Source organism: Pseudomonas sp. Irchel 3E13, assembly GCF_900187455.1.
Lineage (GTDB): Bacteria > Pseudomonadota > Gammaproteobacteria > Pseudomonadales > Pseudomonadaceae > Aquipseudomonas.
The window spans coordinates 74,546-88,701 of the sequence record NZ_FYDX01000017.1; the positions used below are offsets into that span (position 1 = coordinate 74,546).

Here is a 14,156-nt window from a genome sequence, read left to right on the forward strand (position 1 = left end):
GCGATGAGGCCCTTAAAGCCCCTTCAAAACCAACTGCCGCTCCCCAACCGGCAACCGCCCAATCTCTTCCACCCGCCCATAAAACCGCTGCCAATCCCCGCCCACCTGGGCAAACACCGCCGCAAACGCCGGCACCCACTGGTCATACAGCCCGAACGGCAACAGCTTGGCGTTGTTCATCGGTGCATTGATCCAGGCATCGAAACGTCCGACCCCGCCCCACTCGCTGTCTCGCAACTGCCGGTACTCCCGGCGTAGCCGCTCGAACTCCGCCTGCTTGGCCGCGCGCATCGCATCCGGCGCCAGCGGCTGGGTGTACAGCGCCTTGAGCCGTTCCCGGCTCGCCAGCACCAATCCGACAAACTGGTCACGCTGCTTGCCACCCTCCTGCACCTGCGCCGCCAATCCCCGCGCCGCACGCCATTGCCGCGTGCCTTCCTGCTCGACAAAGGTGGCGAAGGACTCATTGAAGGCGGTGTCGTCCTTCACGTACACCCGCTGGTGCGCCAGCTCGTGGAAGATCACCGTCGCCAGGCGCTCGTCGCCCCAGCCGAGCATGGAGTTGAGGATCGGATCGTCGAACCAGCCCAGCGTCGAATAGGCCTCGACCCCGCCGATATACACATCCAGCCCTTGCAGCTTCTGCACCGCCGCGGCCCCGCGCGCGCCACCCTGGCTGTAGTAGCCGCGGTAGGCGACGCAGCCGGCGATGGGGAAGCAGTGGGTCTGCGGCTCCAGCGAAAACTCCGGGGTGGCGAACACGTTCCACACCACGAACGGCCGGCCGATATCGGCGTAGACCCGGTAGCTGCGGTTGTCCGGCAGTTTCAGGTGCTGGCTGGCGAAAGCGCGGGCGCGCTGGGACTGTTCCAGGTGCTGGCGCAGTTCCGGTTCGGTGGCGGGATCGGCCAGCAATTGCGGCACCGGGGTGCGGGCGCGCAACAGTTGCCACTGGCCGTTGGCAAGCTGGCCGTAGTAACCCACGCTCGCGCAACCGTTCAGCAGGCTGATCAGTAACAGGGGAACAAACAGGCGAAAAACGCGGTCGAGTGCCCCGGGGCTTGAGCGCAACAAAAGAAGAATTCGAATCATGCGTGGGGTGGTCCCGCTCAAGTCCAGATCGATCCAAGACTATCCTGCCCGCCCGGAGTTTTGCCATGCGAACGATGCTCGCTGCCAGCGCCCTTCTGGCGCTCACCGGTTGCGCCGGCCTGCCCGCGCCGGACCCGACTCAGGCCTGGGTCGATCTCGCCCCCGGCCATGACGACACCCTGCACGCCGTCGAAGTGGACGAGCGAGCGTGGGACGACACCCGCTATTTCCAGGTCAGCCCCGGCAATCATCAACTCACCGTGCGCTACCTGTTCGCCGTGGACCCGAGCAATATCGGCCCCACCAGCGAACCACTGTGGCGCGATTGTCAGCTCAACCTCAAGTTCAAGGACTTCAACGCTGGCGAGAAATACCGCCTGCAGGCCGGCAGCATCGGCTTCCGGCCCTGGGCAAAACTCTATGACGAACAGCAAAAAGTGGTGGGAAGCGGCGTGCCGGCTGGCTGCCAGCGCACCTGAGGGCCGCTGATGGCGCTATGCTTACGTTCTGTTACCTTTCTGGAGAGCTGAACATGCGCCAACCCGCGATGTTCCTCGCTTTCACCACCCTGGGCGCCTGCACCAGTCCGATGCCTCCGGTCGATCAGAAACAGGCCTGGGTCGACCTCTACACCATCACCCCGGGCAAAGTGCTGATGGCCGAGCGTCTCGACGGCAAACGCCTCAACGACGGCCGTTATTTCCAGGTGTCGCCGGGCAAGCACGAGTTGGTGGTGCGCTTCGACTATGAGATCAGCACCGGCCTCTTCACCACCGACCCGACCGAGCGCACCTGCTACCTGACGCTGGAATACGACGGTTTCGAAGCCGGCCAGCGTTACCGGCTGGAAGCCCGGGCCATCGCCCTGCAACCCAACGCCTGGCTGTACGACGCCGAGCGCAAGGTGGTGGCGCAGGAACGGCTGACCCACTGCATCCCTTGAGGCTTACTGGCCGTTGCGCTGGTAGATGATCTTCTTGGTGCCGCCGTCGCAACTGCCCACGACCATGTTCTGGTCGTGGACTTCGCTGTTGGGCACGATTTCCAGGGTGTAGGACGTTACGCCTCGGGCCTGGATCTTGGCTTCGATCTCGGCCTTCAATTCCTCGCACGACTTGATCGCGGCGGAAGCATTGAAGGCCAACAGCGAAGCCAGCACGGCGATTGCGATACGGATCATGAGCAGTTCCTCGTGGCAAAAGACCTTGAGCCAACATCAGGTTGGACCGAAGGAGCATGCCATGGTTCTGCTACCAGACAAGCTCACTGCACGAGCGTGGCGTCCAGGCTGATCTTCGCGTTCAACACTTTCGAGACCGGGCAGCCGGCCTTGGCCTTGTTCGCCAGTTCCAGGAACTGCTGCTCGCTGGCGCCGGGCACCTTGGCCTTGAGGATCAGGTGAACGGCGGTGATGGCGAAGCCGTCGGGTTGTTTGTCGAGGGTGACTTCGGCAGTGGTGTCGATACGTTCTGCGGTCAGTCCCGCTTCACCGAGGATCATCGACAGCGCCATGGAGAAACACCCGGAGTGGGCGGCGCCGATCAGTTCTTCCGGGTTGGTGCCCGGCGTCCCTTCGAAACGGGTGTTGAAACCGTAGGGAACCTGTTTCAGCGCGCCGCTTTCCGTGGATATCTGGCCCTTGCCATCCTTCAGGCCGCCTTGCCAAACGGCCGATGCAGTCTTTTTCATGGTGCCTCCTCGGGTTGCCGACGCGGGTTGCGCCGTTACCTGAATTCAGAGGCCCCGCTCGCGGGCAAGTTCAGCCCGTTTGCCACATCCGGTATTGATTCCTCGGGCAACCGCCCCCACAGAGCAACAAAGGCTGCCATTTTTCGGCGGCTTCCGTTTGCTCAGGAGACCCCATGACGCAACTCGCGGACATCAAGATTTCCACCCTCGACCTGGTGCCCGTGCGCCAGGACAGTGGCCCGGCGCAATCGCTGCGCAATTCGCTGGACCTGGCGCAGCACGTCGAGCGCTTCGGTTACCACCGCTTCTGGGTGGCCGAGCACCACAACATGGACGGCATCGCCAGCTCGGCCACGTCGGTGCTGCTGGCGTACCTGGCCGGCGGCACCTCGACCATCCGCGTCGGTTCCGGCGGGGTGATGTTGCCCAACCATGCGCCGCTGGTGATTGCCGAACAGTTCGGCACCCTGGCCAGCCTCTATCCCGGCCGCATCGACCTCGGCCTCGGCCGCGCTCCCGGCTCCGACCAGATGACCGCCCGCGCCCTGCGCCGCGAACGCTCCGGCAGCGCCGACGACTTCCCCGAAGACGTGGCCGAACTGATGCGCTACCTCGGCCCGCGCACACCTGATCAAAAAGTGATCGCCGTGCCTGGCTACGGCACCGAGGTGCCAATCTGGTTGCTCGGCTCCAGCCTGTTCAGCGCGCAACTGGCGGGCCAGCGCGGTCTGCCGTACGCCTTCGCCTCGCACTTCGCGCCGCGCTTCATGCACGAGGCGATTCGCGTGTACCGCAATCACTTCCAACCATCGGCGGTGCTCGACAAGCCGTATGTGATGCTGGGCGTGCCGATGGTGGTGGCGGATACCGACGAACACGCCGAGTACCTGGCGACCTCGGTGTACCAGCGCATCCTCGCGCTGATGCGCGGCCAGAGCCTGGTGCAAAAGCCGCCGGTGGAAAGCATGAACGGGCTGTGGTTGCCTCATGAACGCGAGGCGGTGGGGGATTTCCTCGGCCTGGCGATGGTCGGCAGCCCGCAGAAGGTCAAAGCCAAGCTTGAGGTGTTGCTGGAGCAGACCCAGGCGGATGAGCTGATCTTCACCTGTGACCTGTATGAGCATGCGGACCGCGTGCGGTCGTATGAGCTGATGGCGCAGACGGTGCTCGGCAACTGAGGTTGTGATCGCGAGCACGCTCGCTCCTACAGAGGAGCGAGCGTGCTCGCGATTGGCCACTCACCCACGCTTGTAGACAATCTCCTTGGTCCCGCCCTCGCAGGTCCCGACCACCTTCCCGCTAGCAGCCGCGCCCTTGCCTACAACTTCCAGCGAATAGTGCTGAACGCCCTTTGCATCCAGCTTCGCCGCAATCTCGCTCTTCAATTCTTCACACGGCTTGCCCGCCGCCAGCGCGGTGCCGGCCAGGCCCATCAGTGCTACTGCCAGAATCAGTTGCTTCATTGATCGCTCTCCTTGGTGGATCAAAAACGAGAAAGGCCCCGGTGTCATTCCGGAGCCCTGGGTATCTAACCGGGTAATCGTTTCAACTGTTGGCGATGCGGAACCCGACTTTCAGGGTGACCTGAAAATGCGCCGCCTTGTTGTCGCGGATATGCCCGCGGGTATCCACCACTTCAAACCATTCCAGATGCTTGATGCTCTTGCCGGCCTCGGCCAGGGCACTGTTGATCGCGTCTTCGATGCTGGTGGGGGACGAGCCGACAAGCTCGATCTTCTTGTAGGTGTGGTGATCGGACATCGCTGTTCTCCTTGAAGGTGTGCCGGTTGAGCCTAGCAGCGCCAGGGCGTTTTTCCTCTGAGGGGCATTTGGACCGAAACGTTCGATCGCACTTTCCAGACACGTCGTAGTCGGAACCTACAACACCTCACTCAACGCTGAAGGAGAGTCACCATGGCAACAAGTTCGCTACGCAAAGCCGCGCTGCAAAGCATGGAAGCGGAAATCGAAAGCCTGCTGAAATCGCTGGAAAGCCTGAAAGACGATGCCTCGGACGAATCGCGTAAGACCGTGAAGGCGCTGAAAAGCAACGCCGAGAACGCCCTGCGCCACTCGCGCAACCTGCTTGGTGATGCCTATGAAGAGGTGAAAACCAAGACCCGCGAAACCGGCCTCGCCACGCGCGACTATGCACAGCAACACCCCTGGACCACCGCCGGCGTTGCCGTTGGCGCGCTGGGTCTGCTGGCGGCCTACCTGCTGTGCAGCAAACGCGACTAAACCTGCCGCGCCAGTTCCGCGCGCAACCATCCCGCCAGTTGCTCGGCGCGCCCGTCCGCGGCGCGTCGAGGGACCCACAGTGCCAGTGACGCCTCGGTCTGGCTGAAGCCCCACGGCGCGGCCAGGCGTCCGGCGCGCAAATCGTCGGCCACCAGCGGTTGTGGCGCGATCGCCACACCAAGCCCGGCCACCGCCGCCTCCAGCAAGTAATACAAATGCTCGAAATCCTGCCCGTAACGCAGCGCTCGCGGGTCGATGCCCTGTTGCCGCGCCCAGTCCGGCCAGGCCTGAGGCCGGGAGTTGGTCTGCAATACGGCTTCGTCGAGCAGCGCGCTGGCCGGTGCCTGGCGCAACCGTTCGAAACCGGCGAAATGCGGGCTGAGCACCGGGCCGATGCATTCCCGGGCAAGCACATGAACCTGCATGTCCGCCGGCCACGGCGGCTCGGCGAAGACCAGCAGGGCATCCAGGCCGGGCCGGCGCGGATCGAGATCGCCTTCGCCGGCCGAGAGGTGCAGGCGCAGGTCGGGTAGGTCGGCCTTCAGCCGCCCCAGCCGCGGGATGAACCACCGCGCCAGCAGGCTGCCCGAGCAGCCGAGGACGAAGGGCGCATCGGCACCGCTCTGGCTCACCTCGGCGCAGACCGAACGCAACCGCTCGAACGCCTCGCCGCTGACCTCACGCAGGCGCACGCCAGCATCTGTGAGTTTGATGCCGCGCCCATCCTTGACGAACAGGCTCACGCCGAGATGGCTTTCCAGCGTCTTCAACTGCCGGCTGACCGCACCGTGAGTCACGTGCAGTTGCTCGGCGGCCTGGCTGACGCTGCCCAGGCGAGCGGTAACTTCGAAGGCCCGAAGGGCATTGAGCGGCGGCAGTTCCCTGGACATGACGTGTGAGTTTTCCTGACAGGTTGCGGCGATCTTATCGGTTTTCAGCGAGGCGTGTCGTGGTTAGAGTAGGCCCATTGTCAGCCCACCCTTCTTCCTGGAGCGACCCCATGACCCAGAGCAACCTTCGCAGCGGCCCCGATGCCAACGGCCTGTTTGGCGCCTTTGGCGGCCGCTACGTCGCCGAAACCCTGATGCCGCTGGTGCTCGACCTGGCCCGCGAATACGAAGCGGCCAAGGCCGACCCGGAATTCCTCGAACAACTGGCGTACTTCCAGCGCGACTACATCGGCCGTCCGAACCCGCTGTACTTCGCCGAGCGCCTGACCGAACACTGCGGCGGCGCGAAGATCTTCTTCAAGCGTGAAGAGCTCAACCACACCGGTGCGCACAAGGTGAACAACTGCATCGGCCAGGTGCTGCTGGCCAAGCGCATGGGCAAGAAACGCCTGATCGCCGAAACCGGCGCCGGCATGCACGGCGTGGCCACCGCCACCGTCGCCGCGCGCTTTGGCCTGCCTTGCGTGATCTACATGGGCGCCACCGACATCGAGCGCCAGCAAGCCAACGTGTTCCGCATGAAGCTGCTGGGCGCCGAAATCGTCCCGGTCACTGCCGGCACCGGCACCCTGAAAGACGCCATGAACGAGGCGCTGCGTGACTGGGTCACCAACGTCGACGACACCTTCTACCTGATCGGCACCGTGGCCGGCCCGCACCCGTACCCGGCGATGGTCCGCGACTTCCAGTCGATCATCGGCAAGGAAACCCGCGCCCAGTTGCAAGAGAAGGAAGGTCGCCTGCCCGACAGCCTGGTCGCCTGCGTCGGCGGCGGCTCCAACGCCATGGGCCTGTTCCACGATTTCCTCGATGACAGCAGCGTGCAGATCATCGGCGTCGAAGCCGGCGGTCACGGCGTCGACACCGACAAGCACGCCGCCAGCCTCAACGGTGGCGTTCCGGGCGTACTGCACGGCAACCGCACCTACCTGCTGCAGGACGAAGACGGCCAGATCACCGACGCCCACTCGATTTCCGCCGGCCTCGATTACCCCGGCATCGGCCCGGAACACGCCTGGTTGCATGAGATCAAGCGCGTCGAGTACGTCAGCATCACCGACGACGAAGCCCTGGCCGCGTTCCACACCACCTGCCGCCTGGAAGGCATCATCCCGGCGCTGGAAACCTCCCACGCGCTGGCCGAAGCCATCAAGCGCGCGCCGACCCTGCCCAAGGATCACCTGATGGTGGTGTGCCTGTCCGGGCGCGGCGACAAAGACATGCAAACCGTAATGAGCCATATGGCCGCGACCCAAGCGCAGGAGAAGCAGGCATGAGCCGTCTTGAACAACGTTTTTCCGAGCTGAAGCAAGAAGGCCGCGCCGCCCTGGTGACCTTCGTCACCGCTGGCGACCCGGGTTACGACGCTTCGCTGGCGATCCTCAAGGGCCTGCCGGCGGCGGGTGCGGACGTGATCGAACTGGGCATGCCGTTCACCGACCCAATGGCCGACGGTGTCGCCATCCAGCTGGCGACCCTGCGCGCCCTGGACGCTGGCCAGACCCTGGCCAAGACCCTGCAAATGGTTCGTGAATTCCGCGTTGACGACCAGACCACCCCGATCGTGCTGATGGGTTACTACAATCCGATCCACCGCTTTGGCGTCGAGGCGTTCGTCGCCCAGGCCAACGAAGCGGGCGTCGACGGCCTGATCATCGTCGACCTGCCGCCTGAGCACGACGCCGAACTGGCGGCCCCGGCCCAGGCCGCGGGCATCGACTTCATCCGCCTGACCACCCCGACCACCGACGACGCGCGCCTGCCGCGCGTGCTGGAGCGCAGTTCGGGCTTCGTCTACTACGTCTCGGTGGCGGGTGTGACCGGTGCGGGCTCGGCGACTACTGAACACGTCACCGAAGCCATTGCCCGCCTGCGTCGGCATACCCCGTTGCCGATCAGCGTTGGCTTTGGTATCCGCACGCCGGAGCAGGCCGCGGCGATTGCACGGCTGGCAGACGGTGTGGTCGTGGGTTCGGCGCTTGTGGATAAAATCGCCACCGCCGCCAGCCCGGAGCAGGCTGTGGATAATGTGCTGGCGCTGTGCTCGGCACTGGCCGAAGGTGTGCGGGCCGCGCGCAAGGCGTGATCCGCAATGGGGACGGTTCAGCGTCCCGACACGCTCGCTCCTGCAGTCCAGCGTAGGAGCGAGCTTGCTCGCGAGAGGCCGCGTTGCGGCCCCAGACATCACTCAAAAATCGAAAGATCCAGCGGCCTGACCGCCCCCATCCAGATCGCATGATCCCGGTGGTCCGCCAGCTCATCCCCGGTCAGCGGATGCAGAAACACCACCAGCCCCTGGCGATACAGCGCCAGCCACGGCAACACCACCCCGACCACCTCCGGCCCGAAGGCCAACTGGCAGCTCCAATCCGGATGCGGCCCCACCAATTTGCGGTGCATGCGCCCCATGGTCACCGGAAACAGCGCCGACGCCTCTTCGCATAACAAACGCGCCTGCTCGAACGTGCTGGCGTCGTAATACACGTGGGCGTGATACCCCTTGATCCTTTGCACACTGACTCCTTGGAAAACTGGTCTGCCCGGCACTATACCGGCTGCCGGGATGGCTCTTCACCCAACCATTCGACGAATCGTTCCGCCCGCGTACCGAGCGGGTTACACCAAGGACGTACTACGTACCATCCAAAAGCAGAACGAATTGATCCTTCAAGCGGCCGGCAAAGCAGGCCCGGCTCAAGAACGGCAGCCACCAAAACCGCGAAACAACGGCAACACCATCGTCCAGCACCGAAACCTCACGTGTACCTGCTCGTACAGCAGTACACAGGCCTCGGTCAGCGCCGGCATCGCCCGCTTGCACCTGCGCGCCGGACACCGCACCCTGAACGGCCTTCACCGGTATAGAGCGACCCCATGGCCTGGCCCGATCGCCACAGACTCCTGCCCTTTCTGCGCTGGCTGCCGCAGCAGAACCGCGCCAGCGTGCGCCGCGACCTGCTGGTGGGCCTGAGTGGGGCGATTCTGGCGCTGCCGCAGTCCATCGCCTACGCCCTGATCGCCGGCCTGCCCGCCGAATACGGACTCTATGCCGCCATCGTGCCGGTGCTGATCGCCTGCCTCTGGGGCTCGTCGTGGCACCTGATCTGCGGGCCGACCGCCGCCATCTCCATCGTCCTCTACGCCAGCGTCAGCCCCATGGCGGTGGCCGGCAGCGCGGACTACATCACCCTGATCCTGTTGCTGACCTTCCTCGCCGGCGTGTTCCAGTGGTTGATGGGCATGCTGCGCTTCGGCGCGCTGGTGAACTTCGTTTCCCATTCGGTGGTGATCGGCTTCACCCTCGGCGCCGCCGTGGTCATCGCCCTCGGCCAGTTGCCGAGCCTGATGGGGCTCGACCTGGACAGCCAGACCACCGCACTGAGAACCCTGGAAAGTCTGCTGGAGCACGTCGGCGAGATCGACGTGCCGTCGCTGCTGCTGGGATTGGGCACGTTGCTGATCGGCATGCTGATCAAACTGACCCGGCCGCGCTGGCCCAGCCTGTTGATAAGTCTGGTCGGGGCGAGCCTGCTGGCGGTGCTGTGGCCGGCGATGTTCGGGCATGTCGCCCGGGTGCCGGCGTTTATCGGCCAACTGCCGCCGCTGAGCCCGCTGCCGTTGCTCGACCTCGAACTGATCCTGCGCTTGCTGCCCGGCGCAGTGGCGGTGGGCATGCTTGGCCTGGTCACCAGCCTGTCCATCGCCCGCTCGCTGTCGATTCGCTCGGAACAGTTGATCGACGCCAACCAGGAAATCCGCGCCCAGGGCCTGTCCAACATGATCGGCGCGTGGTGCTCGGGTTACCTCTCGTCCGGCTCGTTCACCCGCTCCGGGCTGAACTACGATGCCGGTGCCCGCTCGCCGCTGGCCGGGATCTTTTCCGCGCTGTGGGTGGGATTGTTCGCCGTAGCCGGTGCACAACTGATCGCGCACATCCCGATCCCGGCGATGGCCGGGAGCATCCTGCTGATCTGCTGGGGGCTGGTGGATCACCGCGCGATCCGCGCGCTGTACCGGGTCAGCCGGCCGGAGTTTCTGGTGATGCTCCTGACCTTCGTCGCCACCTTGCTGCTGGAATTGCAGACGGCGATCTACGCCGGGGTGCTGGCGTCGCTGTTCTTCTACCTCAAGCGCACCTCGCAGCCGCGGGTGCAGCAGAGCCGGGAAGGCGAGGCGGATGTGTTGCGGGTGGGTGGTTCGATCTTCTTTGGCGCCAGCCACTACCTGCAGGTGCGGCTGCAGCGCTGCCAGGCGGCCGAGGTGGTGATCGATGCGCGGCAGATCAACTTCATCGACTATTCCGGGGTCGAGATGCTGCATCAGGAAGCGCGGCGCTTGCGGCGACAGGACCGCAGCCTGACCTTGCGTCGGGCGCGGCCACAGGTGGTTGAAGAGTTGCAGAAGCTGGAAGGGGTGGAGCGGTGTCCGATTCGGTTTGAAGACTGAAGCCTGCTCGGGTGGCTGCCATGTGCATGTCGATGGTTCTCAGTGCCCTTCGCATCGCGAGCAAGCTCGCTCCTACAATGGCTTGCCCAAACCCCTGTAGGAGCGCGCTTGCTCGCGATGGGGCTGTGAAAACGGTTCCTGTTGGTGTCGCATATAGCTACGAACTTCACCAATCTCCGACTTTCTTGTAGGCAACTTCCCAAGCATACTGCCGCGCCTCATTAGCTGTTGCGCCCTGGTTAATCGCTGCCTAGTCTTCGGCGGTCGTTGAACATCGACGATCGGCTTTGACAGGCCGCCCTTCAGGTCGCCACCGCTGTTATGGCAGCTGTGCGCGTGGGCACCTCATGGTGCGCCGGGTTTCCTGGACCGGTCTGTCAACCCGCGTACAGCTACCACCATCTGTTTGACAGCAGGCAATGGCAGCTCCTTTCACCCAGGAGATTCGCCATGAAAAAGCTCGTTCCCGATCCACCCCCTATCCTCAGTATCAAACCCGGCCTCACGCACGCCGATGCAATCAGCAAGGCCGCCGAGTACCTGGACCACGCGCTCGAAACCGTCAGCCAGTTGCCCGAGCAAGCCAAGCCCCGACATCAAGAAGCGCTGAGCAGTACGCAGGTCCACCTCAGGGTCACCAAGGCATTCCTGAATGTCGCGATGGCGAAATCAACGGTGAACATGCCGATATAACCCCGCCCCAAGCGCCATAAAAAAACCGGCCGTTGAATTCACTCAACGGCCGGTTTTTTCGATCTTCGCCCCGGGACTATCCCCGCGCCAACTGCCGACGCAGCTCCGCCAGCACCGGCGCACTATCCGGCCGTACACCGCGCCAGATGAAGAACGCCTCCGCCGCCTGCTCGGCCAGCATGCCCAGACCGTCCAGCACCTTGGCCGCGCCGTGTTCGGTGGCCCATTGGCAGAACGGGGTCGGCTCCTTGCCGTACATCATGTCGTAGCACACGGTCAGGCCCGGCTGGATCAGGCTCGGGTCGATCGGCGGCATTTCGCCGGCGAGGCTCGCCGAGGTGGCGTTGATGATGAGATCCACCGGCTCCTTGAGCCAACTGAAGCCGCTGGCCGCCACCGGACCGAGGTCGGCGAATTCGCGGGCCAGTTGCTCGGCCTTTTCCACGGTGCGGTTGGCGATCACCAACGACGCCGGGTTGTGCGCCAGCAGCGGCTCCAACACCCCGCGCACCGCGCCGCCGGCACCGAGCAGAAGGATGCGCTTGCCGGCCAGTTCCACGCCCGCGTTGACGGTGAGGTCACGCACCAGTCCGGCGCCGTCGGTGTTGTCGCCCAACAGGGTGCCGTCTTCCAGCTTGCTCAGGGTGTTCACCGCCCCGGCGCGCTGGGCGCGGGGGGTGAGGCGGTCGACCAGGCGGAAGGCTTCTTCCTTGAACGGCACGGTGACGTTGGCGCCAAGGCCCTGTTTGAAGAAGCCCAGCGCGCACGCGGTGAAATCATCCAGCGGCGCCAGCAGGGTGTCGTATTCCAACGCCTGGCCAGTCTGGTCGGCAAACAGCCGGTGGATCAACGGCGACTTGCTGTGGCCGATCGGATTGCCGAATACAACGTACTGGTCCATTCACGCGCTTCCTCAGTCAGGCCCGACGACCGGGCAACGGTTGTGCACAATGGGCTCAGTGCCCGGCCTTGTCCAGATTCAGCCAGTCGCGATCCTGCAGGAAGTACTCGGTCAGGCGAGCTTCGGCGCTGCCCGGCTCGGGCTTCCAGTCGTAGCCCCAACGCACTTGCGGCGGCAGTGACATGAGGATCGACTCGGTACGCCCGCCCGACTGCAGGCCGAACAGGGTGCCGCGGTCGTAGACCAGGTTGAACTCGACGTAGCGGCCACGGCGGAATTCCTGGAATTCGCGCTGTTCGGCGGTGTACGGCTCGGCCTTGCGGCGCTGGATGATCGGCAGGTACGCCTCGACGTAGGCATCGCCGATGGCGCGCATGAAGGCGAAGCTGGTGTCGAAGTCCCATTCGTTCAGGTCGTCGAAGAACAGGCCGCCGATGCCGCGCGGCTCGCCGCGGTGCTTGAGGTGGAAATAGCGGTCGCACCAGGCTTTGTAGCGCGGGTAGACGTCGGCACCGAACGGCGCGCAGGCCTGCTCGGCCACGCGGTGCCAGTGAATGCAGTCTTCTTCGTTGCCGTAGTACGGGGTCAGGTCGAAACCGCCGCCGAACCACCAGACCGCTTCTTCGCCTTCTTTCTCGGCGATGAAGAAGCGCACGTTGGCGTGGGACGTCGGCACATGCGGGTTGTGCGGGTGGATCACCAGCGACACGCCGAGGGCTTCGAAGCCACGGCCCGCCAGTTCAGGGCGGTGGGCGCTGGCCGAGGGCGGCAGGCCGCTGCCGAAGACGTGGGAGAAGTTGACGCCGCCTTTCTCGATGACCTTGCCGTCGCCGATCACCCGGGTGCGTCCGCCACCGCCGGCCTCACGGGTCCAGGCATCCTCGACGAAGCGGGCGCCGCCGTCTTCGGTTTCCAGAGCGGCGCAAATCCGGTCTTGCAGGTCCAGCAGGTAGGCTTTCACGGCCTCGGTGCGGCTAGTCATCGGGTCACCTTGAAGCGGGCATGGGCCGGCCCAGGCGGCACCGGCGGAAAAATTCGGCGCACAGCATACCACCGTGCATGTGCCCTCCGTAGTTGACGGCGATCAAGCAAAAGCGTCCGATAGGCCCTTTCCCCGATGTCTCAGGAGAGTGCAGATGGCCAAGCGTATTCAGTTCAGCCAGCATGGCGGCCCCGAGGTACTGACCCTGGTCGATTTCGAACCCACGGCACCGGCGCCGGGCAATGTTCTCGTGCGCAACCACGCCATCGGTCTGAATTTCATCGACACCTATTTCCGTAGCGGCCTCTACGCGCCGCCCGCCCTGCCGTCCGGCCTCGGCACCGAGGGCGCCGGCGTGGTCGAGGCGGTGGGCGATGGCGTGAGCCGCTTCAAGGTTGGCGACCGCGTGGCCTACGGTGGCGGCCCGCTGGGCGCCTACAGCGAACTGCATGAACTGCCGGCGAACAACCTGGTGGAGATTCCGCAAAGCATCAGCTTCGAAGACGCCGCTGCGGTGATGCTCAAGGGCCTGACCGTGCAGTACCTGCTGCGCCAGACCTTCGACGTGCAGCCGGGCCAGATCATCCTGTTCCATGCGGCGGCGGGCGGGGTGGGATCGCTGGCCTGCCAATGGGCCAAGGCGCTGGGCGCCAAGCTGATCGGCACCGTCAGCTCGGCGGAAAAAGCCGAACGCGCCAAGGCCCTGGGCGCCTGGGCGACCATCGATTACAGCCGTGAAGACGTGGCAAAGCGGGTGCTGGAATTGACCGACGGCAAGAAATGCCCGGTGGTGTATGACGGCGTGGGCCAGGACACCTGGCTGACGTCGCTGGACTGCCTGGCGCCGCGTGGTTTGATGGTGAGTTTCGGTAATGCGTCGGGCGCGGTGAGCGGAGTCAACCTCGGCATCCTGGCGCAGAAGGGCTCGCTGTACGTCACCCGCCCGACCCTGGCGAGCTACGCCAACAGCGCGGAAAACACCCAGGCCATGGCCAACGAACTGTTCGCGATGATCGCCAGCGGCAAGCTGAAGGTGGATATCCAACAGCGCTATTCGCTGGCTGAGGCGGCGAAAGCGCAGGAGGCGTTGTCGGCGCGGCGGACGGTGGGGTCGACTGTCCTGATTCCCTGATTTTCCGGACTGCGCGTGTTCCCCCCCCTG

18 protein-coding genes are annotated in these 14,156 nt (G+C 64.6%); 9 read left to right on the plus strand and 9 right to left on the minus strand.

The window, feature by feature from the left end; translation table 11 throughout:
* Positions 1–12: 12 nt before the first annotated feature.
* Positions 13–1,074, minus strand: coding sequence for an aminopeptidase (locus CKW37_RS26055; RefSeq protein ID WP_095159078.1), 1,062 nt, complete (start codon positions 1,072–1,074; stop codon positions 13–15).
* An 83-nt stretch (positions 1,075–1,157) separates the two neighbouring features.
* Between CKW37_RS26055 and CKW37_RS26060 the strand changes: the two genes are divergently transcribed.
* Both CKW37_RS26060 and CKW37_RS26065 read left to right on the plus strand, forming a co-directional pair.
* Positions 1,158–1,571, plus strand: coding sequence for a hypothetical protein (locus CKW37_RS26060; RefSeq protein WP_095159079.1), 414 nt, complete (start codon positions 1,158–1,160; stop codon positions 1,569–1,571).
* 53 nt (positions 1,572–1,624) lie between these two features.
* On the plus strand, positions 1,625–2,035 hold the full coding sequence (locus tag CKW37_RS26065) for a hypothetical protein (RefSeq protein ID WP_095159080.1): 411 nt from the start codon (positions 1,625–1,627) through the stop codon (positions 2,033–2,035).
* Positions 2,036–2,038: 3 nt separating this feature from the next.
* Here CKW37_RS26065 and CKW37_RS26070 read toward each other — a convergent pair whose 3' ends face one another.
* On the minus strand, positions 2,039–2,272 hold the full coding sequence (locus CKW37_RS26070) for a DUF1161 domain-containing protein (protein ID WP_095159081.1): 234 nt from the start codon (positions 2,270–2,272) through the stop codon (positions 2,039–2,041).
* Positions 2,273–2,355: 83 nt separating this feature from the next.
* The gene (locus CKW37_RS26075; protein ID WP_095159082.1) at positions 2,356–2,781 is read right to left on the minus strand and encodes an OsmC family protein; all 426 of its coding nucleotides are present in this window, start codon (positions 2,779–2,781) and stop codon (positions 2,356–2,358) included.
* Between the two features lie 173 nt (positions 2,782–2,954).
* Between CKW37_RS26075 and CKW37_RS26080 the strand changes: the two genes are divergently transcribed.
* Positions 2,955–3,959 carry an LLM class flavin-dependent oxidoreductase gene (locus CKW37_RS26080; RefSeq protein WP_095159083.1) on the plus strand — a complete coding sequence of 335 codons (1,005 nt, stop codon included), beginning with the start codon at positions 2,955–2,957 and terminating at the stop codon, positions 3,957–3,959.
* A gap of 60 nt (positions 3,960–4,019) precedes the next feature.
* On the opposite strand, the gene CKW37_RS26085 is transcribed toward CKW37_RS26080, so the two are convergent.
* The gene (locus CKW37_RS26085) at positions 4,020–4,244 is read right to left on the minus strand and encodes a DUF1161 domain-containing protein (RefSeq protein ID WP_095159084.1); all 225 of its coding nucleotides are present in this window, start codon (positions 4,242–4,244) and stop codon (positions 4,020–4,022) included.
* 82 nt (positions 4,245–4,326) lie between these two features.
* Entirely contained in the window at positions 4,327–4,542 is a 216-nt protein-coding gene (locus tag CKW37_RS26090) for a dodecin (RefSeq protein WP_095159085.1), read from the minus strand.
* 153 nt (positions 4,543–4,695) lie between these two features.
* On the opposite strand from CKW37_RS26090, the gene CKW37_RS26095 reads away from it, so the two are divergent.
* Complete coding sequence (locus CKW37_RS26095; RefSeq protein WP_095159086.1) at positions 4,696–5,022, plus strand: YqjD family protein; 327 nt, start codon at positions 4,696–4,698, stop codon at positions 5,020–5,022.
* On the opposite strand, the gene CKW37_RS26100 is transcribed toward CKW37_RS26095, so the two are convergent.
* Positions 5,019–5,912 carry a LysR family transcriptional regulator gene (locus CKW37_RS26100; protein ID WP_177454484.1) on the minus strand — a complete coding sequence of 298 codons (894 nt, stop codon included), beginning with the start codon at positions 5,910–5,912 and terminating at the stop codon, positions 5,019–5,021. The two genes, CKW37_RS26095 and CKW37_RS26100, sit on opposite strands and share 4 nt — an antisense overlap.
* 110 nt (positions 5,913–6,022) lie before the next feature.
* Here CKW37_RS26100 and trpB point away from each other — a divergent pair, with 110 nt between their 5' ends.
* Both trpB and trpA read left to right on the plus strand, forming a co-directional pair.
* Positions 6,023–7,249: a tryptophan synthase subunit beta gene (gene trpB / locus CKW37_RS26105; RefSeq protein ID WP_095159088.1), complete on the plus strand. Its 1,227-nt coding sequence runs from the start codon at positions 6,023–6,025 to the stop codon at positions 7,247–7,249.
* Positions 7,246–8,058, plus strand: a complete 813-nt coding sequence (trpA, locus tag CKW37_RS26110; protein WP_095159089.1) for a tryptophan synthase subunit alpha — start codon at positions 7,246–7,248, stop codon at positions 8,056–8,058. Before trpB ends, trpA begins: the two co-directional genes overlap by 4 nt.
* A gap of 98 nt (positions 8,059–8,156) precedes the next feature.
* On the opposite strand, the gene CKW37_RS26115 is transcribed toward trpA, so the two are convergent.
* Entirely contained in the window at positions 8,157–8,486 is a 330-nt protein-coding gene (locus CKW37_RS26115) for a DOPA 4,5-dioxygenase family protein (protein WP_095159090.1), read from the minus strand.
* Between the two features lie 360 nt (positions 8,487–8,846).
* On the opposite strand from CKW37_RS26115, the gene CKW37_RS26120 reads away from it, so the two are divergent.
* Positions 8,847–10,418 (plus strand): SulP family inorganic anion transporter, encoded by a 1,572-nt coding sequence (locus CKW37_RS26120; protein ID WP_095159091.1) that lies wholly within the window; start codon positions 8,847–8,849, stop codon positions 10,416–10,418.
* Positions 10,419–10,868: 450 nt separating this feature from the next.
* The gene (locus CKW37_RS26125; protein ID WP_095159092.1) at positions 10,869–11,111 is read left to right on the plus strand and encodes a hypothetical protein; all 243 of its coding nucleotides are present in this window, start codon (positions 10,869–10,871) and stop codon (positions 11,109–11,111) included.
* Between the two features lie 76 nt (positions 11,112–11,187).
* On the opposite strand, the gene aroE is transcribed toward CKW37_RS26125, so the two are convergent.
* Together aroE and hemF are read right to left on the minus strand one after the other, a co-directional pair.
* A complete protein-coding gene (aroE, locus tag CKW37_RS26130) occupies positions 11,188–12,012 on the minus strand; it encodes a shikimate dehydrogenase (RefSeq protein WP_095159093.1) in 825 nt (274 codons plus the stop codon).
* Between the two features lie 55 nt (positions 12,013–12,067).
* On the minus strand, positions 12,068–12,994 hold the full coding sequence (gene hemF / locus CKW37_RS26135) for an oxygen-dependent coproporphyrinogen oxidase (protein ID WP_095159094.1): 927 nt from the start codon (positions 12,992–12,994) through the stop codon (positions 12,068–12,070).
* 154 nt (positions 12,995–13,148) lie between these two features.
* Here hemF and CKW37_RS26140 point away from each other — a divergent pair, with 154 nt between their 5' ends.
* Positions 13,149–14,126 carry an NADPH:quinone reductase gene (locus CKW37_RS26140; RefSeq protein ID WP_095159095.1) on the plus strand — a complete coding sequence of 326 codons (978 nt, stop codon included), beginning with the start codon at positions 13,149–13,151 and terminating at the stop codon, positions 14,124–14,126.
* The last annotated feature ends 30 nt before the right edge of the window (positions 14,127–14,156 follow it).

Coding starts and splice junctions, on each gene's coding strand:
- CKW37_RS26060 (WP_095159079.1), top strand. CDS start 1,158: ATGCGAACGATGCTCGCTGCCAGCGCCCTTCTGGCGCTCACCGGTTGC.
- CKW37_RS26065 (WP_095159080.1), top strand. CDS start 1,625: ATGCGCCAACCCGCGATGTTCCTCGCTTTCACCACCCTGGGCGCCTGC.
- CKW37_RS26070 (WP_095159081.1), bottom strand. CDS start 2,272: ATGATCCGTATCGCAATCGCCGTGCTGGCTTCGCTGTTGGCCTTCAAT.
- CKW37_RS26075 (WP_095159082.1), bottom strand. CDS start 2,781: ATGAAAAAGACTGCATCGGCCGTTTGGCAAGGCGGCCTGAAGGATGGC.
- CKW37_RS26080 (WP_095159083.1), top strand. CDS start 2,955: ATGACGCAACTCGCGGACATCAAGATTTCCACCCTCGACCTGGTGCCC.
- CKW37_RS26085 (WP_095159084.1), bottom strand. CDS start 4,244: ATGAAGCAACTGATTCTGGCAGTAGCACTGATGGGCCTGGCCGGCACC.
- CKW37_RS26090 (WP_095159085.1), bottom strand. CDS start 4,542: ATGTCCGATCACCACACCTACAAGAAGATCGAGCTTGTCGGCTCGTCC.
- CKW37_RS26095 (WP_095159086.1), top strand. CDS start 4,696: ATGGCAACAAGTTCGCTACGCAAAGCCGCGCTGCAAAGCATGGAAGCG.
- CKW37_RS26100 (WP_177454484.1), bottom strand. CDS start 5,912: ATGTCCAGGGAACTGCCGCCGCTCAATGCCCTTCGGGCCTTCGAAGTT.
- trpB (WP_095159088.1), top strand. CDS start 6,023: ATGACCCAGAGCAACCTTCGCAGCGGCCCCGATGCCAACGGCCTGTTT.
- trpA (WP_095159089.1), top strand. CDS start 7,246: ATGAGCCGTCTTGAACAACGTTTTTCCGAGCTGAAGCAAGAAGGCCGC.
- CKW37_RS26120 (WP_095159091.1), top strand. CDS start 8,847: ATGGCCTGGCCCGATCGCCACAGACTCCTGCCCTTTCTGCGCTGGCTG.
- CKW37_RS26125 (WP_095159092.1), top strand. CDS start 10,869: ATGAAAAAGCTCGTTCCCGATCCACCCCCTATCCTCAGTATCAAACCC.
- aroE (WP_095159093.1), bottom strand. CDS start 12,012: ATGGACCAGTACGTTGTATTCGGCAATCCGATCGGCCACAGCAAGTCG.
- hemF (WP_095159094.1), bottom strand. CDS start 12,994: ATGACTAGCCGCACCGAGGCCGTGAAAGCCTACCTGCTGGACCTGCAA.
- CKW37_RS26140 (WP_095159095.1), top strand. CDS start 13,149: ATGGCCAAGCGTATTCAGTTCAGCCAGCATGGCGGCCCCGAGGTACTG.